This window comes from Streptomyces sp. NPDC097595 (genome assembly GCF_044761525.1).
Classification (GTDB): Bacteria; Actinomycetota; Actinomycetes; order Streptomycetales; family Streptomycetaceae; genus Streptomyces; species Streptomyces drozdowiczii_A.
Genome location: NZ_JBIWCN010000005.1, coordinates 394,820 through 420,923, shown reverse-complemented (window position 1 = coordinate 420,923; position 26,104 = coordinate 394,820). Strand labels below are relative to the sequence as shown.

The 26,104-nt window shown below is 73.9% G+C and carries 17 protein-coding genes; 14 read left to right on the top strand and 3 right to left on the bottom strand.

Translation table 11 applies throughout. The features are described from left to right. Positions 1 to 7 precede the first annotated feature (7 nt). Both ACIQZN_RS11235 and ACIQZN_RS11230 read left to right on the top strand, forming a co-directional pair. A complete protein-coding gene (locus tag ACIQZN_RS11235) occupies positions 8 to 1,039 on the top strand; it encodes a hypothetical protein (protein ID WP_403990726.1) in 1,032 nt (343 codons plus the stop codon). Further along, positions 948 to 1,223 carry a hypothetical protein gene (locus ACIQZN_RS11230; protein WP_403990722.1) on the top strand — a complete coding sequence of 92 codons (276 nt, stop codon included), beginning with the start codon at positions 948 to 950 and terminating at the stop codon, positions 1,221 to 1,223. Before ACIQZN_RS11235 ends, ACIQZN_RS11230 begins: the two co-directional genes overlap by 92 nt. Positions 1,224 to 1,229: 6 nt before the next feature. Here ACIQZN_RS11230 and ACIQZN_RS11225 read toward each other — a convergent pair whose 3' ends face one another. After that, on the bottom strand, positions 1,230 to 1,826 hold the full coding sequence (locus ACIQZN_RS11225) for a TetR/AcrR family transcriptional regulator (protein ID WP_403990719.1): 597 nt from the start codon (positions 1,824 to 1,826) through the stop codon (positions 1,230 to 1,232). A gap of 256 nt (positions 1,827 to 2,082) precedes the next feature. Between ACIQZN_RS11225 and ACIQZN_RS11220 the strand changes: the two genes are divergently transcribed. Beyond that, positions 2,083 to 3,573 (top strand): DHA2 family efflux MFS transporter permease subunit, encoded by a 1,491-nt coding sequence (locus tag ACIQZN_RS11220; RefSeq protein WP_403990716.1) that lies wholly within the window; start codon positions 2,083 to 2,085, stop codon positions 3,571 to 3,573. 137 nt (positions 3,574 to 3,710) lie between these two features. After that, positions 3,711 to 5,666, top strand: a complete 1,956-nt coding sequence (locus ACIQZN_RS11215; RefSeq protein WP_403990713.1) for an acyl-CoA dehydrogenase — start codon at positions 3,711 to 3,713, stop codon at positions 5,664 to 5,666. Here the strand turns inward: ACIQZN_RS11215 and ACIQZN_RS11210 are convergent. Beyond that, a complete protein-coding gene (locus ACIQZN_RS11210; RefSeq protein ID WP_403990710.1) occupies positions 5,663 to 6,475 on the bottom strand; it encodes a class I SAM-dependent methyltransferase in 813 nt (270 codons plus the stop codon). The genes ACIQZN_RS11215 and ACIQZN_RS11210 overlap by 4 nt on opposite strands. Before the next feature lie 72 nt (positions 6,476 to 6,547). Here ACIQZN_RS11210 and ACIQZN_RS11205 point away from each other — a divergent pair, with 72 nt between their 5' ends. Further along, positions 6,548 to 7,141 carry a TetR/AcrR family transcriptional regulator gene (locus ACIQZN_RS11205; RefSeq protein WP_403990707.1) on the top strand — a complete coding sequence of 198 codons (594 nt, stop codon included), beginning with the start codon at positions 6,548 to 6,550 and terminating at the stop codon, positions 7,139 to 7,141. A gap of 113 nt (positions 7,142 to 7,254) precedes the next feature. Then, positions 7,255 to 7,917, top strand: a complete 663-nt coding sequence (locus ACIQZN_RS11200; RefSeq protein WP_403990704.1) for a lysophospholipid acyltransferase family protein — start codon at positions 7,255 to 7,257, stop codon at positions 7,915 to 7,917. A gap of 69 nt (positions 7,918 to 7,986) precedes the next feature. Here ACIQZN_RS11200 and dhbC read toward each other — a convergent pair whose 3' ends face one another. Next, positions 7,987 to 9,183, bottom strand: a complete 1,197-nt coding sequence (dhbC, locus tag ACIQZN_RS11195; protein WP_403990702.1) for an isochorismate synthase DhbC — start codon at positions 9,181 to 9,183, stop codon at positions 7,987 to 7,989. Between the two features lie 483 nt (positions 9,184 to 9,666). On the opposite strand from dhbC, the gene ACIQZN_RS11190 reads away from it, so the two are divergent. From ACIQZN_RS11190 to ACIQZN_RS11155, 8 genes are all read left to right on the top strand, one after another. Beyond that, positions 9,667 to 9,906: a phosphopantetheine-binding protein gene (locus tag ACIQZN_RS11190; protein WP_403990699.1), complete on the top strand. Its 240-nt coding sequence runs from the start codon at positions 9,667 to 9,669 to the stop codon at positions 9,904 to 9,906. Next, a complete protein-coding gene (locus ACIQZN_RS11185) occupies positions 9,903 to 10,781 on the top strand; it encodes a siderophore-interacting protein (RefSeq protein WP_403990696.1) in 879 nt (292 codons plus the stop codon). The genes ACIQZN_RS11190 and ACIQZN_RS11185 overlap by 4 nt, the downstream gene beginning before the upstream one ends. A gap of 95 nt (positions 10,782 to 10,876) precedes the next feature. Next, positions 10,877 to 11,878: an ABC transporter substrate-binding protein gene (locus tag ACIQZN_RS11180; protein WP_403990693.1), complete on the top strand. Its 1,002-nt coding sequence runs from the start codon at positions 10,877 to 10,879 to the stop codon at positions 11,876 to 11,878. Beyond that, positions 11,875 to 12,900 carry a FecCD family ABC transporter permease gene (locus ACIQZN_RS11175; protein ID WP_403990690.1) on the top strand — a complete coding sequence of 342 codons (1,026 nt, stop codon included), beginning with the start codon at positions 11,875 to 11,877 and terminating at the stop codon, positions 12,898 to 12,900. Before ACIQZN_RS11180 ends, ACIQZN_RS11175 begins: the two co-directional genes overlap by 4 nt. Beyond that, complete coding sequence (locus ACIQZN_RS11170; RefSeq protein ID WP_403990687.1) at positions 12,897 to 13,892, top strand: FecCD family ABC transporter permease; 996 nt, start codon at positions 12,897 to 12,899, stop codon at positions 13,890 to 13,892. Before ACIQZN_RS11175 ends, ACIQZN_RS11170 begins: the two co-directional genes overlap by 4 nt. Continuing rightward, positions 13,889 to 14,674, top strand: a complete 786-nt coding sequence (locus tag ACIQZN_RS11165; protein WP_403990684.1) for an ABC transporter ATP-binding protein — start codon at positions 13,889 to 13,891, stop codon at positions 14,672 to 14,674. Before ACIQZN_RS11170 ends, ACIQZN_RS11165 begins: the two co-directional genes overlap by 4 nt. A gap of 1 nt (position 14,675) precedes the next feature. Further along, on the top strand, positions 14,676 to 24,656 hold the full coding sequence (locus ACIQZN_RS11160; protein WP_403990682.1) for an amino acid adenylation domain-containing protein: 9,981 nt from the start codon (positions 14,676 to 14,678) through the stop codon (positions 24,654 to 24,656). Then, positions 24,653 to 26,053 (top strand): MDR family MFS transporter, encoded by a 1,401-nt coding sequence (locus tag ACIQZN_RS11155; protein ID WP_403990679.1) that lies wholly within the window; start codon positions 24,653 to 24,655, stop codon positions 26,051 to 26,053. Before ACIQZN_RS11160 ends, ACIQZN_RS11155 begins: the two co-directional genes overlap by 4 nt. The last annotated feature ends 51 nt before the right edge of the window (positions 26,054 to 26,104 follow it).

Below are 26,104 nucleotides of genomic sequence, written 5' to 3'. Positions count from 1 at the left end.
CGCGGTCATGACACCCCCCGCCGCCCCGCCGCCGTCCGGCGTTTCCCTCGAAGGCGTGAACGACGGCCCGGCCATGGCCGTGTTGGCGGCGCTCCTGGACCGCTCGGTGGTCCGGATCGCCGAGGCCGCGGCGGATGCCCGCCGGTACGACCGGGAAGCGATCCGGGCGGCCTCCGACGTGTGGGACAACAACCTGTTCCCGCTCTTCCGGGCCGCGCACTCGGCCCATGCGCACAAGCGGGAACGGCGGGCGCTGGCCGCCCTGGAGTGGATGGCCGGGATCAGCGAGCGCCGCCGCAGATGGATGAGGGAGCAGGCCGCCGTCGCCGGGTACGACATCGGCCCGCTGCTCCCCTCGGCCGGGCCGTACGTCCCGGGCCGGGACTATCGCGGACACGTCATGGCGCCCCTGCCCCAGGCGGTGACCGGGAGGCGTGTGGCGGAACTGCTCCCCGACTACGACCTGTCGGCGGCCGAGGTGAGCCATCTACGGGTGGAGCGCGCCGGCCGGGAGCTGACCGCCCAGCTCCAGCTGGCCGTGCCCCGGAAGTTCGCCGTCGAGGAGAGCGAAGCCGCGGACCCCGCGCTGCTGAACGTCGCCCTGGACCGCGTCACCGAGGCGGCCTTCGACCTGTCGGACACGCGGGGCGCGGTCCTGGACCCCCGGTCCGACGGGATCGCCGTATCCGTGGGGGCGAATGGCCGGCTCCGCGCGGAAGCCGCCGAGTACTGGTGCGACGACCGTTCCTGGCACCGCTCCGCCGCCGGCCGGCGCGCCGACGCCGTGCTGCTGCGGCACGTCATGTGGGAGATCCGCACAGTGCGGTACCCCGGCAAGGCCGACCGTGTTCCCGTACGCCGAGGCCGGCGAGGACCCCGTACGAGCGCCCTCCCCGCTCACCGCATCGCCTCGGACCACGGAGCCGCCACGCCGCGCCGCCCTCGTCATGGCCGCCTGGACGGCCGCCCGCGCCGGCTACCGCACCGAGCATCCCGCCGAGGCCCAGCTCCAACTGGCCCTCCCGGCCGGGCCCGGTGAGCCGTGGCGACCGCGCACCGTCAGCTGCGCCGAGCCCCACGCCTTCCGCCTCGCCGTCGCCGCGTTCCAGGGGCCCGGCGCGCTCGCCCGTACCGGGAGGGCCACCGGCCCCAGCAGCCTGGACCTGCATCAGGGCGCGTTGTACGTCGCCACGGAGAAGGGGTGGAGCGCGGCCGTCGGCTGACGCGCCTCAGAAGCCCGCCGGGGACGGGCTGTTCACCAGGCCCTCGTTCGCCGGCCGCCGCGTTCCCGCGCCGTGCATGAAGACCGAGGTGACGGCGGCGGCAGCGGGCTCCACGCCCAGCTTGGCGTGCAGTGCCTGGCCCAGCGCGCCCTGGAGGAGCGCGCTGTAGAGGTCGAGGAGCGTGTCGGGGCCGAGGTCCGTGCGCCAGGTGCCGTCGGCGGAGCCGCGTACGAACAGGGCGGTGAGGGGCTCCATGAGCCGGCGGGCGGTCTCGTCGGGCATGGCGGGCTTGCCGTGGATGCACATCAGGGCCTGGTACTTGGCGGCCTGGCTCATCGCGATCCGGCTCACCCGCGCCACGCCCTCGGGCACCGTGACGCGGTCCAGGCCGGCGTCCGCCAGCTTGCCGATCAGCTCGGCGCACGCTTCCTGGGACAGGGCGTCCAGCAGGGTCTCGCGGCTGGGGAAGTGGCGGTACAGAGTGGTGCGGCCCACGCCGGCGGCCGCCGCGACGTCCGCCATGCTGACGCTCTCGCCCCGTCGGGCGAGCAGCATCGCCGCGGCGTCGAGGATCGCGACCGCGACGCGATCGCGAAGGTGCACGTTTCTTGTCATCAATCCAAAAGATACTGGCCTACCGGCGCTGGTACATTCATGTTCCACAACGGATCGCATGAATCCCGCCCGGTGAGTCGTCCGTCGTGGACCGTGCACCGGTGGAGCTCCGACCGCCCGACGGAAGGGCGGATTCCGTATCCACGCCCGCCGGAGCGCACCGTTGCCACCAGCCGGAGGTCGCGGGGGGTGGACAGATCGAGCGGGCCCCGGGTGGCCCCGCAGCTTCTCCGAAAGGTGAGTCATGACCACGTTGCAGAAGAATGAGTCGAGCCCTCCGGGGGGAGGTGGTGGCGCCTCCAGCGACAAGCTGGACAGCAAGGTCCTCCTCGTGGCCGGAGTGGTCGTGCTCGGCGGGATCATGTCGATCCTCGACATCACCGTGGTCTCGGTCGGACTGCAGACGTTCCAGAAGGAGTTCGAGGCGACCTCGGCCCAGGTCGCCTGGACGATGACCGGCTACACGCTGGCACTGGCGAGCGTCATCCCGCTCACCGGCTGGGCCGCCGACAGGTTCGGGACGAAACGTCTCTATCTGCTAGCGGTCGCGTTGTTCGCGGCCGGGTCGGCGCTGTGCGCCGCGGCCAACTCGCTGGAGATGCTGGTCGCCTTCCGGGTGATCCAGGGCCTGGGCGGCGGCATGCTGATGCCGCTCGGTATGACGATCCTGACGCGTGCGGCCGGCCCCGAGCGGGTCGGCCGGGTGATGGCCGTGCTCGGCATTCCGATGCTCCTCGGCCCCATCTTCGGCCCCATTCTGGGCGGTTGGCTGATCGACATCGCCTCCTGGCACTGGATCTTCCTGATCAACCTGCCGATCGGCGCGATAGCGCTCGTGTACGCGGCGCTCGTGCTGCCCAAGGACAACGTGGAGCCGTCCGAGACCTTCGACTGGGTGGGTGTGCTGCTGCTCTCGCCCGGCCTCGCGGCCTTCCTGTACGGCGTCTCCTCCATCCCGGAGACCGGCACCGTCTGGGCCGCCAAGGTCCTCGTACCCGCGCTCATCGGTCTGGTGCTCGTCGCCGCGTTCGTGCCCTGGGCGCTGCGGCCCGCCAACATCCACCCGCTGATCGATCTGCGGCTCTTCCAGAACCGTGACCTGAGCGTCGCCGTGATCGCCATGTCGCTGTTCGCGATGGCGTTCTTCGGCGCCAGCCTGCTGTTCCCGCTCTACTTCCAGCAGGTGCGCGGGGAGTCGGCGCTCGACTCGGGCGTGCTGCTCGCCCCGCAGGGCATCGGCGCGATGATCACCATGCCGATCGCCGGCATGCTCGCCGACCGCATCGGCCCCGGCAAGATCGTCATCACCGGCATCGTGGTCATCACCGTCGGCATGGGCATGTTCACGCAGCTCGCCGCCGACACGTCCTACGCGTACATCATCACCGCGCTGTTCATCATGGGCCTCGGCATGGGCGCCTCGATGATGCCGATCATGGCCTCGGCGCTGGCCACCCTGAGGGAGCACACGGTCGCCCGTGGCTCGACCCTGATGAACATCGTCCAGCAGGTCGCCGCCTCCATCGGCACCGCCCTGTTCTCGGTGCTCCTCACCAACGGCCTCAAGGACATCACCGCGAGGACCCCGGACGGCATCAAGGACCAGATGGGCGACGCGTTCGCCTCGGTGTTCCTGGTGGCGGCCGTCCTCATCGCGGTCTGCCTCGTCCCCGCCCTGCTGCTGCCCCGCAGGAAGGTCAAGGCGGCGGACCCGACCGCGATGGTCGGCCACTGACCCAACGGCACAGCCCGGCGAACGCCGCCGGGCCGGAACGGCCTCGCGCCGCCTCCGGCCCGGCGGCGTTCTCGCGTCGCCGGAGGAGACGACCGCGGTGGTCGCTTGATCGTCCCGGGGCGGGGTAGCGAGAGTGCATGGCCACTGAGAACACACCCGCTGCCGGATACGTACAGCCCGAGGTCGACGTGCCGGGGCTGACCCGGGTGCTCGACGGGGAGTACGCCGGAATCCGCGATCTCGTCCGGAGCAATCTCGTCGCGTACGCCTCCGTGCTGGAGGAGGCGGAGGAACTCGGGATCGACGCGTATCGCGAGCGGGTGCGGGAGATCGTGGTCGAGATGGCCGCGACCGGGCAGACCGGCATGGGGTTTCCGAAGGAGTACGGCGGAGGCGGGGACGTCGGGGCGTCCATCGCCGCGTTCGAGACGCTCGCCTTCGGGGACCTGTCCGTGCTGGTCAAGGTGGGGGTGCAGTTCGGCCTCTTCGGCGGGGCGATCCTCCAGCTGGGCACCGGGCGCCACCATGAGGCGTATCTGCCGGACCTGATCACCGGGCGCCTGATGGGCTGCTTCGCGATGACCGAGACCGGGCACGGCTCCGATGTCCAGTCGCTCGGGACGGTCGCGCGGTACGACCCCGGCGCCGAGGAGTTCGTCCTGACCACCCCGGACGACGGGGCGTGCAAGGACTACATCGGCAACGCCGCCCGCCACGCGGAGCTCGCGGTCGTCTTCGCCCAGCTGGAGGTCGGCGGAAGGGCCGAGGGCGTGCACGCCTTCGTCGTACGGGTCCGGCGGGACGGCGAGGTGGTGCCCGGCGTCCGGATCGAGGACGACGGGCGCAAGATGGGCCTCAACGGCGTCGACAACGGCCGCATCCGTTTCGACGGGGTGCGCGTGCCACGCGAGGCGCTGCTCAACCGGTTCGCCGACGTCACCGCCGAGGGCGTCTACGAGAGCCCGATCGAGAACCCCGGGCGGCGGTTCTTCACGATGCTCGGCACCCTCGTGCAAGGCCGGGTCAGCGTCGCCGGAGCCGGGGTCGGCGCGGCCAAGGTCGCCCTCGCCGTCGCCACCAAGTACGCCGTGCGGCGGCGGCAGTTCGCGGCAGCCCCGGACACGGAGGAGCAGCTGCTCCTCGACTACGGACTGCACCAGCGCCGCCTGCTGCCGCTCCTCGCCCGTACGTACGCGCTGCACTTCGCGCAGGACGCCGTACGCACCCAGCTGCACGACGTCTTCTCGGGCGCCGGGGACGACCCGCAGGCCCGGCGCCTCCTGGAGTCCCGGGCCGCCGGCACCAAGGCGCTCGCCACCTGGCACGCCACCCGGGTCGTCCAGGAGTGCCGCGAGGCGTGCGGCGGCGCCGGCTACCTCAGCGTCAACCGGTTCGCGGCGCTCAAGGCCGACAGCGACATCTTCACCACGTTCGAGGGCGACAACCACGTCCTGCTCCAGCTCGTCGCCAAGGGCCTGCTCACCCATTACGCGAGTGAGTTCGAGGACCTGGACCAGCTCGGCACCGTCCGCCATGTCGCCGGGCTCGCCGTCGAGACGGTCCTGGAGAAGACCTCCGCCCACAAGCTCCTCGAACGGGTACGGGACCTGCTGCCGGGCGGCGACGAGTGGGACCGCGAGGCCGGGCTGCTCGACCCGGAGTACCAGCTCGCCATGGTCCGCTTCCGCGAGGAGCACATGCTCGCCGGGGTGGCCCGCAGGCTCAAGCGCGGAATGGACGCGCACGAGGACCCGGGCGCCGTCTTCTCCCGGGTCCAGGACCACGTCATCGCCGTCGCCCGCGCGCACGTCGAACGGCTCGTCCTGGAGGCGTTCACGGACCAGGTGCACGCCCTGCCCGAGGGCGGCGACAAGGAGGCGCTGCGCCTGCTGTGCGACCTCTTCGCCCTCTCCACCATCGAGGCGGACCGGGCCTGGTTCATGGAGCACGGCCGGCTCACCGTCCAGCGCTCCAAGGCGATCAGCCGCGAGGTGAACGACCTCTGCCGCAAGGTCCGGCCGCTCGCGGTGGACCTCGTGGACGCCTGGGGCATCCCGGACGAGATGCTGCGCGCCCCGGACCTTCTGGGCTAACTGCGCGCGGCGGTCGTCGCCAGGGTCACGTACCGCATGGTGAAGCCGCCGCCCAGCGCGTCGATGGCCTCGCCCACCGCCGTAAGGATCTCCGTCAGCTGGTCCGGGCGGAGTCGGGTGAGGCCCCCGGTGGTCGGCAGCAGGTCCAGCCACTGGTCCCGGGTGTACGGGCGCTCCCAGTCGAACCGCCACTGCTCCGGTTCGTGGAACTGCCCGGTCGCGCGGATCTGTTCGGCGGTCTTCGCGTACCCCGCCCGGTACGCCTCCAGCGGGCGCCGGGCCGGCCGGCCGCTGAACGGCGAGTCCGGGGCCACCCGGCGGAAGGCCGCCGCGAACGGCTCCGCCACCTCGGCGGGCGGCTCGAAGACATGGCCGAAGACCGCAAGGCGCCCGCCCGGCCGCAGCACCCGGGCCGCCTTCCCGGCGCCCACCGCCGGATCCACCCAGTGCCACGACTGGGCGGCGGTCACCGCGTCGAACATCCGGCCCGCCGGGTCCCACGCCTCGAAGGTCGCCACCTCGACCCCGACGCCGTGCGCGCGTGCCAGGTCCGCCATCCGGGCATCCGGTTCGACACCGAGCACCGCGCAGCCGGCCGCCCGGAACTGACGGGCCGCGATCCCGGTCCCGCAGCCGACGTCGAGCACATCCGGCCCGGGGCTCCCGGCGACCACGCGGGCCACCAGCTCGTCGGGGTAGGCGGGGCGGGCCTCGTCGTATCGCCGTGCGTCCGTGCCGAAGGACTCGGCGGTCCGCCGGGCGTGATGCGGCTGCTGAGGTCCGGGCTGCTCTCGCGGTAGAGTGGGCATGCGTTCACTTTAGTGGGCAAGCGCCCACAAGCCAAGGTGTGGCAGGACGCGGACGACATGAGGAGTGGGTACGTGCCGACCGGAGTGCACCTTCGCGACGCCCGGCAGCAGCTGTTCGACGCCGCCGAGCGCGTCCTGCTGCGGGACGGCGCGGGCGGCCTGACCAGCAGGGCCGTCACTGACGAGGCGGGCTGCGCCAAGGGTGTCCTGCACCGGCACTTCGCGGACTTCGACGCCTTCCTCGCCGAGCTCGTGCTCGACCGGGCGGCGGACCTCGAAGCGCGGGCGCGGACGCTGGGCGAGAGCGCCGGCACCGGCACCGTGGCGGGCAACCTCACCGACGCGCTGACCGCCCTCTTCGGGCCGGTGCCGGTGGCGATCATCCCCCTCATCACCTTCCGGGACGAGTTGCGCGCGCGCCTCAGGGAGGCGACACCCGGGGGCGGCATCGCGATCCTCGCCCAGATCGCGACCGCCGTCTCCGGCTACCTCACCCAGGAGCGCGCACGGGGGCGGGTCTCGGCCGGTGCCGACATCGACTCGCTCACCCTCTCCCTGGTCGGGGGCGGGCATCTGCTCTTCGCGGACCGCGATCCCGGTCCGCCGGACGCGGCGGCGGTCGGCAAGCTGGTGACCACGGTGCTCGCGGACGTCGTACGGCGATGAGGTGCGGGCGGCGGGGCCGTCCGGGTACCCACGGCGGATGAGTACCACCGCTCAGCCAAACGGGCGTTCGGCGCGGAACGATGGAACTCCGCCCGAGCGAACCGGAGATCCCCATGCTCAGCCGTCTTGCCGGTCAACTGGTGCCCGCCTTCGGGCGGTTGACGCTCACCACCGACACGGACGCCGCGCTGCCCCCGGCCGGCATCATCGCCGCCAACCACACCTCGCTCGCGGACCCCGCGATCGTCCTGGCGGCGCTCCGCCGCCTCGGCGCCCGGCCCGTCGTCATGGCGGCCGCCGGGCTCTGGCGCGTCCCGGTCCTCGGCCGCGCGCTCGCACGCGAGGGCCATATCCCGGTGCACCGCGGCGACCCCCGCGCCGGCCGGGCCGTCGTGCTCGCCCAGGAGGCGCTGGAACAGGGCCGGCACATCCTCATCTACGCGGAGGGCGGGCTGCCGGACCGCGCGGACGCGGCCGAAGCGGCGCCCGGCGCCTTCCACCGCGGGCTCGCCCGGCTCGCGTACCGCACCGGCGCGCCGGTGATCCCGGTGGGCCAGGCCGGAGCCCGCCGCGTCGTCTCGGGCCCGGCCGCCAAGCAGCTCGCGGGCCTGGCCACCGCCCCGCTGCGGCGCCCCCGGCTGCACGTCCACGTCGGGCCGCCGCTGCGACTCGACGGCGACGGCCCTGGGGCCACCGCCCAGGCCCGGCTGGCGGTCACCGCCGCCTGGCGGACGGCGGCCGCCCGGCTGGGCGAGCCCGCCGCCCCGACCGCGTAAACAGGCGGCTCGGAAACCGGCGGCCGGGAAACGGGCGGCCGGGAAACGGGCGGCCCGGAAACCGGCGGCTCAGAGTTCGGCACCCACCGCGCTCAGGAAGGTGCGGAACTTCGCGGCGGTCTCGGCGGTCTCCGCCTCGGGCTCGGACGCCGCGACGACGCCCGCGCCGGCGTAGAGGCGCAGCGTGCGCTCCTCCGCCTCGGCGCAGCGGATGGTGACGACCCATTCCCCGTCGCCGCTCGCGTCGCCCCAGCCGACCATCCCCGTGAAGTAGCCCCGGTCGAACGGCTCGGTCTCGGTGAGCACCTGCCGGGCCGTCGCCGTCGGCGTGCCGCACACCGCGGGCGTGGGGTGCAGGGCGCAGGCCAGGGTGAGCGCGGAGGTGTCCGGGTCGGTGAGGGTGCCGGTGACCGTGGTGGACAGGTGCCACATGGTCGCGGTGCGGATCAGCGTCGGCCGGGGCGGCACGGTCATCCCCGAGCAGTACGGGGCGAGCGCCTGGTGCACGGCGTCCACGACGACGGCGTGCTCGTGGAGGTCCTTCGCGGACTCCAGGAGTGCGGCGGCCCGGCGGACGTCCTCGGCGAGGTCGTCGCTGCGCGGGGCGGAGCCGGCGAGCGGGTTGGCGACCAGCTGGCGGCCCCGGCGGGAGACCAGGAGTTCGGGGCTGGCGCCGATCAGGGTGCGGCCGGGTCCGGTGGGGAGCGCGAAGGTGTAGCCGGAGGGGTCGCGGCGGGCCAGGCGCTGGAGCATGGCGGGCACGTCCAGCGGTGCGGGCGAGGTGAGTTCGAGGGTGCGCGCGAGGACGACCTTGCTGAACTCGCCGCGCCACATCCGCTCCACGGCCGCGGCCACGCCCTTGGCGTAGACCTCCGGCTCCGGGACCGGCCGGATCTCCCAGCCGGGGGAGTCCGCCCCCGGCGAGGGCAGGGCGATGAGGGGGTCGGTGGTGAGCGGCGGCCCGGTGCGCAGCGCGGTGGGCACGCTCAGGGCGGCCGGTTCCGTGTGGTCGAACGGGATCGCGCCCATCACCACCGGCGCTTGCTGCCCGGCGTCGGCGGCCTGGGCCAGGGTGTCCGCCACGCGCCGGTCCACCGGCTGTGCGCCGTGCGGCACTTGGAGTGCCGCGCCCCGGGCCAGCAGGGTGCGCCTGGGGGTGGCGAGGAAGCGGGCGCCGGGCGCGTAGGCGTCCAGCAGAGAGGTGGCCGCCCCGGTGGCCGGATGAGCCGTGGGTATGGGCGTGGCGACTCGGGATGCCGTCGACACGGGGACTCCGTTCTCGATGGCCCCACGGGCGGGGCCAGGGATGAGGATGCGCTGAGGAGCTGCGCCGGTACGGCGCGCTGGCACGCCTGCGGCGGGTCTTCACCCGGAGCAGCACCTACGGTAGGTTAGGTGAGGGTAACCTAAGTTCAGGTGTTCGCGCAGGAGGGCGGTGGGGGTCGGGTCATGGATCCGGTGTCCGAACTGCGCTTTCCGGAAGCCTGGTTGATGGGGTGGGCGCTCGTGTCGCGTATGTCGATGTTAGGTTAGCCTTGCCTCGGCCTGAGGGGGGACTGTGGCCGATTCCATCAACCTGCGCCGCGGGCCGCCGTACCCGTCGGCGGGCCGAGCCGCGCCCTCGCGCGCCCCGTGACGGGACCCGCCCCGGGCGGGCCTTCACGCGCGCGCATCGCCGCGCCGGCCCCGTAAGCACCGCAACTCTCGCTCCGACCCGTTGTCGGCGCCCACCCACTGAGGAGTACTCCGATGAGTCAGACCTTGTCGCCGGACCGTGTCCGGGCCGACATCGCCGAACTGCTGGGCTGCGAGCCCGGTGAGATCGCGCCCGACGAGAACCTGGTCGACCTCGGTCTCGACTCGATGCGGATCATGGTCCTGGTGGAGCGCTGGCGCGCGGCGGGGGCGACCGCGCTGGAGTTCCCCGACCTCTTCGAGCTCCCCGAACTCGGCCACTGGCAGACGCTGCTGGCGGGTGAGGCCGCATGAGCCGCACCGACCACCGCGAGCGCCACCTGGACCGGATCGCCGAGGTGCGCGCCGGGCTGCACGCCGAGAAGGTCGGCTATCCGATCGGCATCCGGGAGGCCGAGGTCGTGCGCACGGCCTCCGTCGGCGCGGGCCTGGTGCGGGTGACGCTCGGCGGACCCGGCACCGAGGGGTTCGAGGCCCACGCGCCCGACGAGCACGTGAAGCTGATCTTCCGGGAACCGGACGGCACCCTGCGTCTCCCGGAGCGGAACGGGGCGATGCTGCGCTGGCCGAGGCCGCTGCCCACCTCGCGGGAATACACCGTGCGCCGCTACGACTCCCTCACCGGCGAGCTGGACATCGACATCGCCGTGCACGAGGGCGGACTCGCCTCCGGCTGGGCCGGCAAGGCGCAGCCCGGCGACACCGTCCACATCGCAGGGCCGCCCGGCGGGCTGATCGTCCCGCACAGCTACGACCGCTATCTGCTCGTCGGGGACCTCACCGCCCTGCCCGCCGTGGCGCGATGGCTGGAAGAGCTGCCGAGGACCGCCAGGGGCTGGGCGTTCATCGAAGTCGCGGACGCCGCCGAGGAGATCGAGCTCTCCGCGCCGGAGGGCGTCGAGGTCCGCTGGCTGCACCGCGACGGCGTGCCCGCCGGCTCCGGTGACGCGCTGACCCGGGCCGCGACGTCCGTCACCGTGCCCGAGGGTGAGCGGGCGTACGTCTGGGTGGCCGGCGAGGCCGGGCAGATCAAGCCGTTGCGCCGCTGGGTCCGGGACGAACTGCGCCTGGACAAGGCCGACTACGACATCACCGGCTACTGGAAGCGGGGCGTCGCGGACTTCGACGAGGACCACGAGCACGACCACGAGCACGGTCACGACCACTGATTCATCGCAGCACCAGGGGCGGGCCACCCGCGAGTTGTCCCCCCGAAAGGCCATCAAGTAAGGTGAGCCTTACCTAAGTAGCAAGGAGCTTCGGAATGTCCATACGCAGATCGTCCGGCCTGGTCGGCGCCGTCGCGCTGGCCCTCGTACTGGCTGGATGCGGGTCATCCTCGGACGGCGGGTCGGACTCCGCCTCGGAGAAGACCAAGACCCGGGTGTTCACCGCGGACAACGGCAAGATCACGATCCCGGCGAACCCGAAGCGTGTGGTGGCCACCGGCTATGCCGTGCCCGCGCTGATCGAGGCCGACGCACCGCTGGTCGGCATCTCGTCGTGGAAGCGCGGCGAGCCGATGATGACCAAGGACGACCTCGCCACCTACAAGAAGCTCAAGAAGATCGCGGGCGAGCAGGCGACCGAGACCAACTACGAGGCCATCGCCGAGGCCGAGCCCGACCTCATCGTCATCGGTGTCCCCGCGCCCGTGCTCGGTGACATCGACATGAAGCGGCTGAAGTCTATCGCCCCCGTCGTCGCGATCGGCCCGAGCCTGCCGTCCGCCTGGCGCGACCTCTCCCGCAAGCAGTCCGACGCGGCCGGCGCGCTGAAGCAGTTCGACGCCCAGAAGAAGGCGTACGACGACAAGGCCGCCGAGTTGGCCGCCAAGTACAAGGACGTCCTGCCGAAGCTGAAGCTCGGCCACGTCGGCGCCTACGGCGACGCAGCCAAGGGCACCTTCCAGCGCGAGTTCAACGGCTCCTGGGGCACCAACATCGCCGAGGACCTGGGCGCCACCTACTACGGCAAGGTCAAGAAGGCCGGTCCGGGGTCCGCGGCCGTCAGCGAATACCCCTCCATCGAGGAACTGCCCGCCGCCTTCCGCGAGGCCGACGTCCTGACGTACTCGGTCAACGCCGACGGCAGCGTCCCGCCCTCGGTCAAGTACGTCCTGGACTCCAAGCTCTGGAAGAACCTGCCCGCCGTCAAGGCCGGCAAGGCGTTCCCGTACCGCTACACCGAAGCCGCCACCTATGGTGAGGCCCTGTTGACCCTGGACGCGATCGACAAGTCGCTCGCTCCGCTGCTGAAGCCGTGACCGTCGCGGGCCGCGCGTCCGAGGCGGCTGGAAAGAACCGGCGGGCCGTTCCGCAGACCGCCCTGCTCGTCGGCGGACTGGTACTGCTGGCCGTTCTCGCCGTACTCAGCATGGGCGTCGGGGCCCGCCACGTCGCACCCGGCGAAGTCGTGCGCGCACTCTTCGACTACCAGGGCACCGACGACCACGTCGTCGTACGGGACGTGCGGGCACCGCGTGCGCTGCTCGCCGTCGCCGTCGGCGCCGCGCTCGCCGTGGCCGGCGCGCTCATCCAGACGCTAGCCCGCAACCCGCTGGCCGAGCCCGGCATCCTCGGGGTCACCGCGGGCGCCGGGTTCGCCGTCACCCTCGGGTCGGCGGCGGGCCTGGCCGGCGGCCAGGCCGGCGAACTCGGCTTCGCCATCGTCGGTTCGGTGGCCGCGGCGCTCCTGGTCGCCGCGGTCGGCCGCATCTCACCGCTGCGCCTGGTGCTCACCGGTGTGGCGGTGACCGCGGTGCTCAACGGCGTCGCCCTCGGGCTGCGCCTCATGCTCCCCGACACCTTCGACCTCTACCGGTTCTGGTCGGTGGGGACGCTCGCCGGGCGCGAACAGGCCTCCCTGGCTTGGCCGTTGACCGCCATCGCGGTCTCCCTGGCCGGTGCGCTGCTGCTGAGCAAGGCGCTCAACGCCCTGACGCTCGGCGAGAACGTGGCGCACACCCTGGGCGCCAACGTGGGCCGGGTCCGCGTCACCACCCTCGTCCTCATCACCGTGCTCAGCGGCGCGGCGACGGCGGTGGCAGGACCCATCCTGTTCGTCGGGCTGATCGTGCCGCACCTGGTGCGCAAACCGGCCTCCGGATCGGTGCCCTGGCTCATCGCCTACACCATGGTCCTCGGCCCCATCCTGCTCCTCGCCGCCGACATGGCCGCGCGGGTCCTGCTGCCCACCGGCGAGGTGCCGGTGGCCATCGTGACCGCCTTCCTCGGCGGCCCCATGCTGATCTGGGCGGTCCGCCGCTACGGGGCGGGGTCCCTGTGAACGTGCTGAAATTCCACTTCGAACGGCGTACGGCGATACTCGTCGCCGTCCTGGTCGCCCTGATGCTGGGGCTCGGCCTGCTCGGGCTGTGCTACGGGGCCCAATGGGCGCCGCCCGGCAAGGTGTTCGCCGTCCTCACCGGCTCCGAGCACTCCGTGGTGATCCGGGACTGGCGGCTGCCGCGCGTACTGGCCGGGCTGGTCTTCGGCGCCGCGCTCGGCGTCGCCGGCGCCCTCTTCCAGAACCTCACCCGCAACCCCATGGGCAGCCCCGACGTCATCGGTCTCGACGCCGGCGCCTACACCGGCGCCCTGGTCGCCCTCACCGTGCTGTCGGGCACCTCCGCGCAGCTCGCCGTCAGCTCCGTGGTCGGCGGACTCGTCGTCGCGGCCGCCATCTACCTGCTGTCGCTCGAAACCGGCTTCTCCGGCCTCCGGCTCGTCGTCATCGGTATCGCCATCAACGCGATGGTCACCGCGATCAACTCGTGGATCGTGCTCCGCGCCGACCTGGAGGTGGCGATCGCCGCCGTCGGCTGGAGCGCGGGCTCGCTCAACGGCGTGGGCTGGGAGGACCTCGGCATCCCGTTCACCGTGATCGCCGTCCTGCTGGCCCTCATGACCACCCGGGCGCACGCCATGCACCAGGCGGCGCTCGGCGACCCGATCGCCGTGACGACCGGAGTCGGACTCGACCGGCTGCGGCTGCTGATGGTCCTGGTCGGCGTCGGCTGCACCGCCACGGTGACCGCCGTGGCCGGGCCCATCGCGTTCATCGCGCTGGCCGCGCCGCAGATCGGCCGCAGGCTCGCGGGCGCGGCGGGCATCCCGCTGCTCCCGGCCGCGCTGACCGGGGCGGTCCTGCTCCAGGGCGCGGACCTGCTGGCGCAGATGCTGCTGGCCCCGGTGGCGCTGCCCGTGGGCGTCGTGAGCACCGCGATCGGCGGTTGCTATCTGATCTGGCTGCTGACCAAGGAGGTGAGGCGCGCGTGACCGCACGCCTGACGGCGCGGGAGATCACCCTGCGCTACGGAGACCGCGTCGTGTCCACACGGCTCACCCTCGACATACCCGACGGCGCGTTCACCGCCATCGTCGGCCCCAACGCCTGCGGGAAGTCGACTCTGTTGAGCGCGCTCGTACGGCTGCTCAAACCGCACTCCGGACACGTGGAGTTCGACGGCCGCGAGGTCGGCGCGTACGGCACCAAGGCACTGGCCAAGCAACTCGGCTTCCTGCCCCAGGACCCCACCGCGCCGGAGGACATCAAGGTCCGCCAACTGGTGGCCCGGGGCCGCTTCCCGCACCAGTCCCTGCTGGCCCTGTGGTCGGACGGCGACCAGGCGGCCGTCGACGGGGCGATGGCCGCCGCCGGCGTCGCGGACCTGGCCGACCGGCCCGTGCAGGAGCTCTCCGGCGGGCAGCGGCAACGCGTCTGGATGGCGATGGTGCTCGCCCAGGAGACGCCCTACATGCTGCTGGACGAACCCACCTCGTTCCTGGACATCACCCACCAGTACCAACTGCTCGGCCTGCTCGCCAAGCTGCGCAACGAGGGCCGCACCGTCGTCGCGGTCCTGCACGACATCAACCAGGCATGCCGGTTCGCCGACCACCTGGTGGCCATGAAGGCCGGCGAGGTGGTCGCCGAGGGCGACCCCGCGGAGATCGTGGACGCCACGCTGATCAAGGACGTCTTCGACCTCCCCAGCGTCGTCGTCCCGGACCCCGTGACCGGCACTCCGATGGTCGTACCCACACTGCAAGGAGAGTAAGTTGACCACCGCGAGCGTGTCCCCGGACGGCCTCCTTCCCCTGACCGGCGCCCAACTCGGCATCTGGAACGCCCAGCGCATCGAACCCGACTCGCCGTACTACGTGGTCGGTGACGTGATCGAGATATCCGGCGAAGGACCCGTCGACACGGACGCGCTCGCGCAGGCCGTCCGGGCCACCACCGAGGAGGCCGAGAGCCTGCGGCTCAGGGTGTACGAGACGCCCGAGGGCCCCCGTCAGGCGGTCGGCGCCGAAGCCGTCGCCCTGCCGCCGCTCGTCGACGTCAGCGCCGAGGCCGACCCGGTCGCGGCGGCCCAGGCGCTGGTCGACGCCGAACGCGCCCGGCTCGCCGAGGACTGCCGGTCCATGACGGACCGCCCGCTGTACTCCCGTACCGTCATCAAGCTCTCCGACCGCGAGGTCTGGTACACCCAGCTCGGCCACCACCTCGTCTTCGACGGCTACACCGCCGCCCAGCTCGCCCGCCGAACCGCCGCCCGCTACACCGCCCTCGTCCGGGGCACCGAACCTCCCCGCTCGACGTTCGGTGCCTTCGCGGCGCTCGTCGCCGAGGACACCGCCTACCGTGCGAGCGACCGGGCCGCCGAGGACCGCGCCTACTGGGTCGAGCGGTTCACGCCGCTGCCCGACGTCGACGCCCACGACGGGCCCGACACGGACGGCGCGCCCGTCCGCACGCTCACCGCACGCGCCGAACTCGGCGCCGACGAGACCGCCGCCCTGCGCGCGTTCGCGGACGCGGAGGGCGTCGCCTGGGGCGAGGCCCTGATCGCCTGCTACGCCGCCTTCCTGCACCGCATGCTCGGCCGCACCGACGTCGTCTTCGCGTTGCCCCTCATGTGCCGGACCGGCTCCGTCGCGCTGCGCACCCCCGCCATGGCGGTCAACGTGCTGCCGATGCGGGTCACCGTGCGCGGCGACGACCGGCTCGGCGAGCTCAGCCGGCGCGTCGCCACCGCCATGCGCGAGATGCGCGACCACCAGCGCTACCGGGGCGAGGACCTGCCCCGCGACCTCGGCGTGCCCGGCGCCGGCGCGCTGCTGCACGGACGCGGCATCAACCTCAAGGCGTTCGACCTGACGCTCGACTTCGCCGGGGCGGCCGGCGTCATGCGCAACGTCGCGGGCGGACCGCCCGAGGACATGGGCCTCAGCGTCCTGCCCACCCGCGACGGCGGCCTCCTGCTCGGCTTCGAGGTGGACGCCCGCGCCAAGGACCAGGCGGCCGTCGACAGCCTGATGACCGGGCTCCGCGCCCTGCTCACCGGGCTCATCGAGGGCCTGCCCGTCGCCCGGATCGCGCTCACCGGCGACACCGGCGCCCAGCTCGCCGAGTGGAGCCCGCCCGCCCTGCCAGGCACCCCCCTCGACGTGCCGGCCGCCTTCGACGCGATGGCCGCCGCCGGACCCGGGAACACCGCACTGGTCTGCGGCGCCGAACGGCTGACCGCCGCCGAACTCGCCGACCGCGTCCACCGGGTGGCCCGCGCCCTGCGCGCGCGGGGCGTCGGCGCCGAGAACGTCGTCGCGCTCGCCCTGCCGCGCTCGGCCGACGCCGTCGTCGCCCTGCTCGCCGTGCTGGACGCGGGCGCCGCCTTCCTGCCGCTGGACGCCGCGCACCCGCCCGAGCGGCTGCGCGAACTCATCGCGGACACCCGCCCGGTCCTGGTCCTCACCGACGGCACCGTCGACGGACTGCCCTGGAAGGCCCTCCTGGACGAGGCCGCGGACCTGTCCGGCGCCCCGCTGGCCCCCGCCGAGCTCTCCCGGCCCCGCCACCCCGAGCACCTGGCCTACGTCATCCACACCTCCGGATCGACCGGCCGCCCCAAGGGCGTGCTCGGCCGCACCGGCGGGCTCGCCGCGCTGCTGCACCACCAGCGGTCCACGGTCGTCGCGGAGGCCGAACAGGCCACCGGCCGCCGGCTGCGCGCCGCGCACACCTACTCCTTCGCCTTCGACTCCGCCTTCGAGCACCTCATCTGGCTGCTCTGCGGGCACGAACTCCACGTGTACGACGCCGACACGGCCCGCGACGCGGACGCCCTGCTCGCCGCGTACGCCCGCGACGGCATCGACGTCATCGACACCACGCCCTCGATGGCCGCCCCGCTCATCGACGCCGGACTGCTCGACCTGCCCCCGGCGCTGCTGCTCCTCGGCGGCGAGGCGACCCCGTCCGCCCTGTGGCGCCGCGTCGCCGCCTCCGGGATCGCCGCACGCAACATGTACGGGCCGACCGAGGCCACCGTGGACGCCACCACCGCCCGCATCGACGGCGGCGACCCGGTCATCGGACACCCGCTCGCCGGCACCCGGGTCCACGTCCTGGACAACGCCCTCCAGCCCGTCCCGCCCGGCACGGCCGGCGAACTGTACCTGGCCGGACCCCACCTGGCCCGCGGCTACCTCGGCCGCCCCGGCGCCACCTCCGAACGCTTCGTCGCCGACCCCTTCGGCGCCCCCGGCGACCGGATGTACCGCACCGGCGACCGCGCCCGCTGGGTGCCCGGCCGGGGCCTGGAATACGGCGGCCGGGGCGACGGACAGGTCAAGATCCGCGGCCACCGGGTGGAGACCGGCGAGGTCGAAGAAGCCCTCGCCGCCCTGCCCGGGGTCACCGCGGCCGCCGCCCGGGTCCTGTCGTCCCGGCTCGTCGGCTACATCGTGTCCGCCTCCGTCACCGGCGACGAGGCACGCGCCCGGCTCGCCGAGCGGCTGCCCGAACACATGGTGCCCGCCGCCGTCGTGGTCCTCGGCTCCCTGCCCGTCACGCCCAACGGCAAGCTCGACCGCGCCGCCCTGCCCGCGCCCGCCCTCCCCGGCGGCGGCCGGGAACCGAGCACCGAACGCGAACGGCTCCTGTGCACCGTCCTCGCCGACGCGCTCGACGTCGAACGGGTCGGCGTGGACGACGACTTCTTCGCCCTCGGCGGCGACAGCATCACCGCGATCACCGTCAGCAGCAGGCTGCGCGCCCTCGGCCTCGGCCTGCGCCCCAAGGACCTGCTGGCCCGCCGCACCTTCGCCGCGCTCGCCGCCTCCGCCGAGCTGCTCGACGGGGCGGCCGGCCCGGCGGACGAGCCGGTCGGCCCGGTGCCCGCCCCGCCCATCGTGCGCGCCCTGCTCGACCCGCACCCGGACATCGACACCGTCGCCGGATACGCCCAGTGGACCGCCCTGTACGTGGACGAGCTCACCCCGGACCGGCTGACCCGGGGCGTGCAGGCCCTCCTCGACCACCACGACGCGCTGCGGCTGCGGGTGGCCGGCGAGCCGGAGATCCTGCCCCGGGGCGCGGTCCGGGCCGCCGTCGAGGAGGCCGTCGGCGAGGACGTGACCGCCCTGGCCCGTCGGCTCGCCGGACAGCTCGACCCGCGCACCGGCGATCTGGTGCGCGCCGCCCTGCTCCGCACGGGGGACGGCGCGGCGGACGGCACGGCGGACCGCCTCGTCCTCGTCGTGCACCACCTCGCCATGGACGGCGTCTCCTGGCGCGTCCTCCTGCCCGACCTGCACACCGCCTGCTCCGGCGGCGCCCTCGAACCCGTCACCACCTCCTGGCGCCGCCACGCCCAGGTCCTCGCCGAACAGGGCAGGACCGGCGCCCGGCGCGGTGAACTCGCCCACTGGCGTACGGCATCGAACTCCGCTTCCCGGCTCGGAGCCCGCCCCCTGGACCCCGTGCGAGACACCGTGGCCACCGCGCACCGCTCGGTCACCACCGCCTCGCCCGAGGCCACCGAGGCCCTGCTCACCACGCTGCCCGCCGCCTACCGGGCCGGCGTGGACGAGGTCCTGCTCGCCGCCCTCGTCCTCGCCCTGCGCGGCTGGGGCCTGCGCGACGACTCCGTCACCGTGACCATGGAGGGCCACGGCCGCGAACACCTCGACCTGGCCCGCACGGTGGGCTGGTTCACCAGCGAGTACCCCGTCCGCGTGCCCGCCTTCGACGACGTCCGCGCCACGCTGCGCGCCGCCAAGGAGGCCCGCCGCGCCGTCCCCGACAACGGCGTCGGCTACGGGGTGCTGCGCCACCTCGACCCGGAGACGGCCCCGGAGCTGGGCGCGACACCGCCCCCGGACGTGCTGCTCAACTACCTCGGCAGGTTCGCCCCGCCGGCCGCCGAGGGCTGGCGGCTCCCCGAGCACGACGCGTTCTCGGTGACCGAGCCCGACGCCAAGGCCCTCGAACAGGTGCTGGCCCTCAACTGCTTCGTGCACGAGGGCGACGCACCCCGGCTCGCCGTCGAATGGACCGCCGCCGGGGAGGTCCTGGGCCCCGACGCCCTGGCCGCCCTCCAGGACTGCTGGGCCGCCGCGCTCGACGCGCTGGCCGCGCACGCCCTGCACACCACGGGCGGGCTCACCCCCTCCGACCTTCCGCTGGTCTCCCTCGACCAGGGCGCGATCGACGCCCTGGAGCGCACCGGCCGGGTCAGCGACGTGCTGCCCGCCACCCCGCTCCAGCTCGGCCTCTCCTTCCACACCCTGGTCCGCGAGGACACGGACACCGACGTCTACGTCGTCCAGGCCGTCACCACCCTGTCCGGGGAGCTGGACCCGGACCGGATGGCCCGCGCCGCCCATGAGCTGCTGCGCCGCCACCCCGCGCTCCGCGTCCACCTGGGCACCGTCGGGGACGACGTGGTGCAGGTGATCCCGGCCGATGTCGCCCTGGACTGGCGGCAGGACGACGACTTCGCCGAAGCGGCCCGCGCCGAGCTGGCGCGCCCCTTCGACCCGGCGCGGCCGCCGCTCATCCGCTTCCTGCTCTCGCGGGTGGGGCCCGCCGAGCACAAGCTCGTCATCACCAACCACCACGCCCTGCTCGACGGCTGGTCGATGCCCATCGTCGGCCGCACCCTCCTCGCGATCTACGCGGAACTCGGCGGCGGCCCCGCCGCACCCGTATCCCCGCCGCTGTCGGAGTACTTCCACTGGCTGGCGGGCCGGGACCAGGAGGCGTCCGTCGCCGCCTGGCGCGAGGCCCTCGCGGGCGTGGACGACGCGACCCGGCTGGCCCCCGCGAGCACCGGGAACGCGGTGGAACGGCCGGGGCGGGAGACCGTCGAGCTGGGCCGCGAGTTCAGCGACCGGCTGCGCGCCTTCGCCCGGGAGCGGGGCATCACCCTGACCACGGTCCTCCAGACGGCGTGGGGCCTGCTCCTCGGCAGGCTCACCGGCCGCCGCGACGTCGTGTTCGGCTGCCCGGTCTCCGGCCGGCCCGCCGAGGTCGACGGCGTCGAATCGATGATCGGCCAGCTCGGCACCACCGTCCCGGTACGCGTCCGGTACACCCCGGACCGCACGGCGACGGACCTGATGGCCCAGGTGCACGCGGAGAGCGTCGCCCTCGTCGAGCACCACCACGTCGGACTGCCCGGCATCCAGCGGGCCGTGGGCATCGGCGAACTCTTCGACACCATGCTCGTCATGGAGAACTTCCCGCTCTCCAGCCGCACCCGCACCCCGCTCGCCCCCGGGCTCGACCTCACCGGCGTCGACATCACGGACGCCACGCACTACGCGCTCACCGTCATCGTGATCCCGGGCGACGAGATCACCGTCGGCCTCGGCTACCAGCCCGGCGCGTTCGACCGGGACACCGTGCGCGACTACGGCCGCTGGCTGCGCAACCTGCTCCACGAGATCACCGAGGACCCGGGCAGGGCCGCCGTCGCGCTGCCCGCCCTCGACGCCGATGAGCGCGCCCGCATGCTGCGTACGGGCACCGAGATCGTCGCCGTCAAGGAACGCGGCCACTGGCTGGACGAGTTCGCCGGCTGGGTCCGGCGCAAGCCCGCCGGGGAGGCGCTGGTCTGCCGTGACCGCAGCCTCTCGTACGAGGAACTCGACCGGCAGGCCAACCGCCTCGCGCACGCGCTCATCGCCCAGGGCGTCCGCCCGCAGGACCCGGTCGCGGTCCTCATCGGCCGGGACATCGAGATGACCGTCGCGCTCTTCGGCGTCGCCAAGGCGGGCGCGGTGTACGTGCCGATGGACGCGGCCTACCCGCGCGAACGGCTCGCGTACATGTTCGACGACATCCTGCCCGCGGCCGTCGTGACGACCGGTGCCGAGCTGCCCGTCGACCGCGAGATCCCCGTCCTGCGCCTGGACGACCCGGCCACCCTCGCCTCCGTACCGGACACCGACCCGGCCGGGGCCCGTGCCCGGCTCACCGACGACGCACTCGCGTACGTCATCTACACCTCGGGAACCACCGGCCGCCCCAAGGGCGTCGGCGTCACCCACCGGGGCGTGCCCGACCTGATCGCCCTCCAGGAGGAGGTCGTCGGCGTCACCGAGCACGACCGCTATCTGCACTTCGCGTCGACCAGCTTCGACGTGGCGTTCTGGCAGACCATGGTGCCGCTGCTGTCCGGCGGTACGTCCGTCATCGCGCCCGAGGAGGTGCGCGTACCCGGCGACGAACTCCTCGACTACATCGTGGAGCACCGGGTCACCGGAGTGAACCTGCTGCCGTCGTTCCTCGCCGCGATGCCCGACGACCGCACCGTCGACCCCGACGTGTTCTTCGTCGTCGGCGCCGAACGGCTCGACCCGGAGCTCGCCCACCGCTGGGGCCGGGGCCGCCGGGCGCTCTTCAACGCCTACGGGCCCACCGAGGTCACCATCAACTCCACCACCTGGCACTACGACCCGGACGACGGGGGACCGCTGCCCATCGGCCGCCCCGACCCGAACGTCCGCGCCTATGTGCTCGACGGCGGACTCCAGCCCGTCGGCGTCGGCGTCACCGGCGAGCTCTACCTCGGCGGCCCGAGCGTGGCCCGCGGCTACCTCGGCCGTCCAGGGCTGACCTCCGGCGCGTTCGTCGCCGACCCGTACGGCCCGCCCGGCACCCGCATGTACCGCACCGGCGACCTGGTGCGCTGGCGCCACGACGGGCAGCTGGTCTTCCTCGGCCGCGCCGACCACCAGATCAAGGTGCGCGGCTTCCGCGTCGAGCTCGGCGAGATCGAGACCGCGCTCACCGGGCACCCCGACGTCCGCGCCAGCGCCGTCGTGATGCGGGAGGGGCGGCTCGTCGGCTACGTCATCCCGACCGACGACGCCGACCTGGACACCGCCGGGGTGCGCGCGTACCTCGCCGAGCGGCTGCCCGACCACATGGTGCCGACCGCGCTCGTGCCGCTGGACCGGCTGCCGCTGAGCCCCAGCGGCAAGCTCGACGCCTCGGCGCTGCCCGCCCCCGCCACCGTCTCCGCCGCCCGGCGCGAACCGGCCACCGAGGCGGAAGCACTGCTGCTCGCCGTGTTCCGGGACGTCCTGGGCCGCGACGACATCGGCCCCGACGACAACTTCTTCGACGTCGGCGGCGACAGCATCGTCTCCCTCCAGCTGGTCTCCCGGGTCCGCCGCCAGGGGCTCGGGCTCAGCCCGAAGGACGTGTTCGACGGCGAGACCGTCGCCGGTATCGCGGCCCGGGCCCGCGCCCTGGACGGCGAGGCCGCCCCGGCGGTCGGGGACGCCCCGCTGACCCCGGTCATGCGGGACCTGCTGCACCGCGCGGGGAAGGCCGCCGACGGCTTCTGCCAGTGGGTGGAGGTCTGCGTCCCGGCCGGCGGCGACGAGAAGAGCTGGCGGGCCGTGCTCGATGCCCTGCTGGCCCGGCACGACGTGCTGCGCGCCCGCCTCGACGACGACACCCTTCACATCCCCCCGGCCGGCGAACTCAGCGGCGCCGACGTCCTGACCCGCGTGCCGGCGAACGGCGACCCGCGCGCCGCCGCCGACGCCGCGACCGCCGCCGCACGCGCGGCGATGGACCCGCGCACCGGACCGATGCTGCGCGCGGTCTGGGTGGACGCCGGGCCCGACCGCCCCGGCCGGCTCGTCCTGATCGCCCACCACCTGGTGGCCGACGGCGTCTCCTGGCGCATCCTCCTGGACGACCTCCGGCACGCCCACGACGGGGGAGAGCTGATCCGGCACGGGCAGTCCTTCCTCGGCTGGGCCCGCACCCTGCGCGAGGCCGACCGGCGCGCCGAACTCCCGCACTGGCGGCGGATGACGGCGACCGAGCCCCTCACCCGCCCGCTCGACCCCGCCCGCGACACCGTGGGCACCGCCGCGCACCACGAGATCCGGCTCGACGCGGACACCACCCGCGCCCTCGTCACCACCCTGCCCGCCGCCCACCGCACCACCCCGGACGCCGTCCTCCTGACGGCGCTCGCCCAGGCGGTACGCGACTGGCGCGGCGTCCCCGAACTGCTGGTCGCCCTGGAGAGCCACGGCCGGCCGCGCGAGGTCGACCTCTCCCAGACCGTCGGCTGGTTCACCGCGATCCACCCCGTCCGGCTCGACGCCTCCGACGACGTGCGGGCGGTCCGGGACCGGCTGCGCGCCCAGGGCGACGGCCTCGGACACGGCATCCTCACCACGGCGGGCCTGCTCGACCCGGTCCGCCCGGAGCTCGCCTGGAACTACCTCGGCCAGTACCCCGGCGCCCCGGAGACCGAGACGCCGTGGCAGCCCGCCCCGGACGCCGACCCGCTCGGCTCCGACGGCTCCGGTCCGATGCCCCTGCCGTACAGCCTGATGGTCAACGCGCTGGTGCGCGACGACGCGCTCGGGGTGCGGATCACCTGGCCCCGGGCGCTGTTCACCGGCGCCGAGATCGAGGAGCTGGCGGTCCACCTGAGGGCCGCGCTGCTGCGGGTCGCCGCCGCGCCGGAGACCGTCGCGCTCGGGGACCGGCCGGTCGCCGCCGTACAGCCGCTGAGCCCGTTGCAGGAGGTGATGCTGCGGCACTCGCGCACCGAGCGCCCCGACCCGTACACCGTGCAGTCGGTGTTCTCGCTCGCGGGCCCGCTCGACACCGAGGCGCTGAGGGGCGCCGGCGACGATCTGCTGGCCCGGCACCCCAACCTGGGCGCGGTCTTCCCGGCCTCGCTCGCGGTCATCCCGGACGCGCCCCGGCCGGAGTTCCGGGTCACCGACGCCCCTGCCGACGAGGTGCTCGCCGCCGACCTGGCCGATCCCTTCGACCTGGCGCGCGGCCCGCTCTACCGGATCACCGTGATCCGGCTCGGACCCGACCGCGCCGACCTCGTCCTGACCAGCCATCACGCCCTGTCCGACGGCTGGTCCGCCCCACGCATCCTCGGCGAGCTCTTCGCCCTGTACACCGCGCGGACCGGTCGCACCGCCCCCGCCCTGCCGGACCCCGTGCCGTTCGCGGACTACTTGGACTGGTGCGCGGCGAACGAGCCGGACCTCGACGCCTGGGCGGCCGAGCTGGACGGGCTGCCCGAGGGCGACCACCTCGGCGGCGACGGGAGCGGCCCGGCCTGGCAGGAGCCCGAGGTCATCACGTTCGACGCGGCGCTCGTGGCCGGGCTCACCCGGCTCGCCGCGCGGCGCGGGCTGACCCCGAACACCCTGGTGCAGGGCGCCTGGTCGGTGCTGCTGGCCCGGCGCTCCGGGCGGCGGGACGTCTGCTTCGGCGCCATGGTGTCGAGCCGGCCCCCGGCGCTGGAGGGCGTGGAGGAGATCATCGGCCTGCTCGCCAACACCGTGCCGGTACGGGCCCGGCTCACCGGCACCCTCGCCGCCGCGCTCACCGACCTCCAGGGCCGCCAGCGCGACCTGGTCGAGCACCACCATGTGGCCCTGTCCGACCTGGAACGGCTCACCGGCCGACGCAGGCTCTTCGACAGCATGGTCGTCTTCGAGAACTACCCGGTCGACCCGGACCGCCTGCGTGAACCCGCGCCCGGACTCACCGTGCTCGCCACGCGCTTCCGGGAGTCCACCCACCACCCCGCCACGCTGACCGTCATGCCGGACGGCGACGGCTGGACCGGTGTGCTCGCCCACCGGGGCGGCACCGACACCGACGGGCTCGCCGGCCAACTGGTCGACCTGCTGCGGAACATGGAGCAGCACCTGGACGCAGACGTGAGCGCCCTCCTGGAGGACCGATGACCGAGGCACCCGCCCCGCCCGCCGAGCGCGTGGACCGGGAGCTGCTGCGGATCGCGTTCATCCTGGTCCTCGGCACGTTCATGGCCACGCTCGACGCGACCATCGTCAGCGTCGGACTCGACCGGCTCACCGAGGAGTTCGACGCCTCGGTCGCCGAGATCCAGTGGGTCTCCAGCGCGTACCTGCTCGCCGTCGTCGCCGCCGTCCCCGCGTCCGGCTGGCTGGCCGGCCGGTTCGGCGGCCGGCGGGTCTGGCTCGCGGCCATCGGCGTGTTCCTGGTCGGCTCGGTGCTGTGCGCCTCGGCCTGGTCGGCGACCAGCCTCATCGTGTTCCGCGTGATCCAGGGGCTCGGCGGCGGCCTGCTCCCCGCGACCGGGCAGGCGCTGCTCGCCCGGGTCGCGGGCCCCGGCCGCACCGGCAAGGTGATCAGCATCGTCGCCGTGGTCCCGCTGCTCTCCCCGGTGTTCGGGCCGCTCGCCGGGGGCTCCGTGCTCGCGGTCGCGCCGTGGCCCTGGCTGTTCCTGGTCAACCTGCCGATCGGCGCGGCCGCGGTCCTGCTGGCCCGCCGTTACGTGCCGGTGGTGCCCCCGGCCCCGCAGCGGACCGCGTTCGACCTGCGGGGGGCGCTGCTGCTCTCACCGGGGCTCGCGGTGCTGGTGTACGGGCTGACCGAGGTCGCCCACGACCGCGCCGTCCCGGCCACGATCGGCGTGGTGGCCGGGGTGGTGATGCTGGTCGCGTTCACCGTGCACGGGCTGCGCACCCGGGGGACCCCGCTGGTGGACCCCCGGCTGTTCGCCCGACCGCCCTTCGGGGCCGCCGCGCTCGCGCTGGTGGTGCTCGGGGCCTCGGTGTTCGGCACGACGTTCCTGCTGCCGCTGTACTTCCAGTCGGGGCGGGGGATGTCGGCCTGGGAGGCGGGGCTGCTGCTCGCCCCCCAGGGGCTGGGCGCGGCCGCCGGTTCGGTGCTCGTCAACCGGACCATCAGCAAGGTCGCGCCGAGGACCCTGGTGGTCGCCGGCATCGTGCTCATCGTCGCCGGGACCGCCCCGTTCACCTGGCTGGGGCACGGGGTCCCGGACGCGGTGATCGCCTCGGCGCTGGTGGTGCGGGGCTTCGGGATGTCGATGGTCGGTGCGCCCGTGATGAACATCGTCTACAGCCGGATCGAGCCGGAGCAGCTGCCCCGGGCGGCCGGTGCGCTCAACCTCCTCAACACCGTGGGCGGTTCGGTCGGCACGGCGGCGGTGGCGGTGATCCTGGAGAACCGGCTCGCCGCCACGGGCGCGGACGTCCCCGCGGCCTTCGGCGACACCTTCTGGTGGGTGCTCGGCTTCTGCCTGTTCGCCGCGGCCGCCGCGACGCGGCTGCCCCGTACCCGGCCCCGGAAGGGCTGACCGGCAGGACACATGGCTGTGCCCCCGGCCTTCGGGCCGGGGGCACACCCA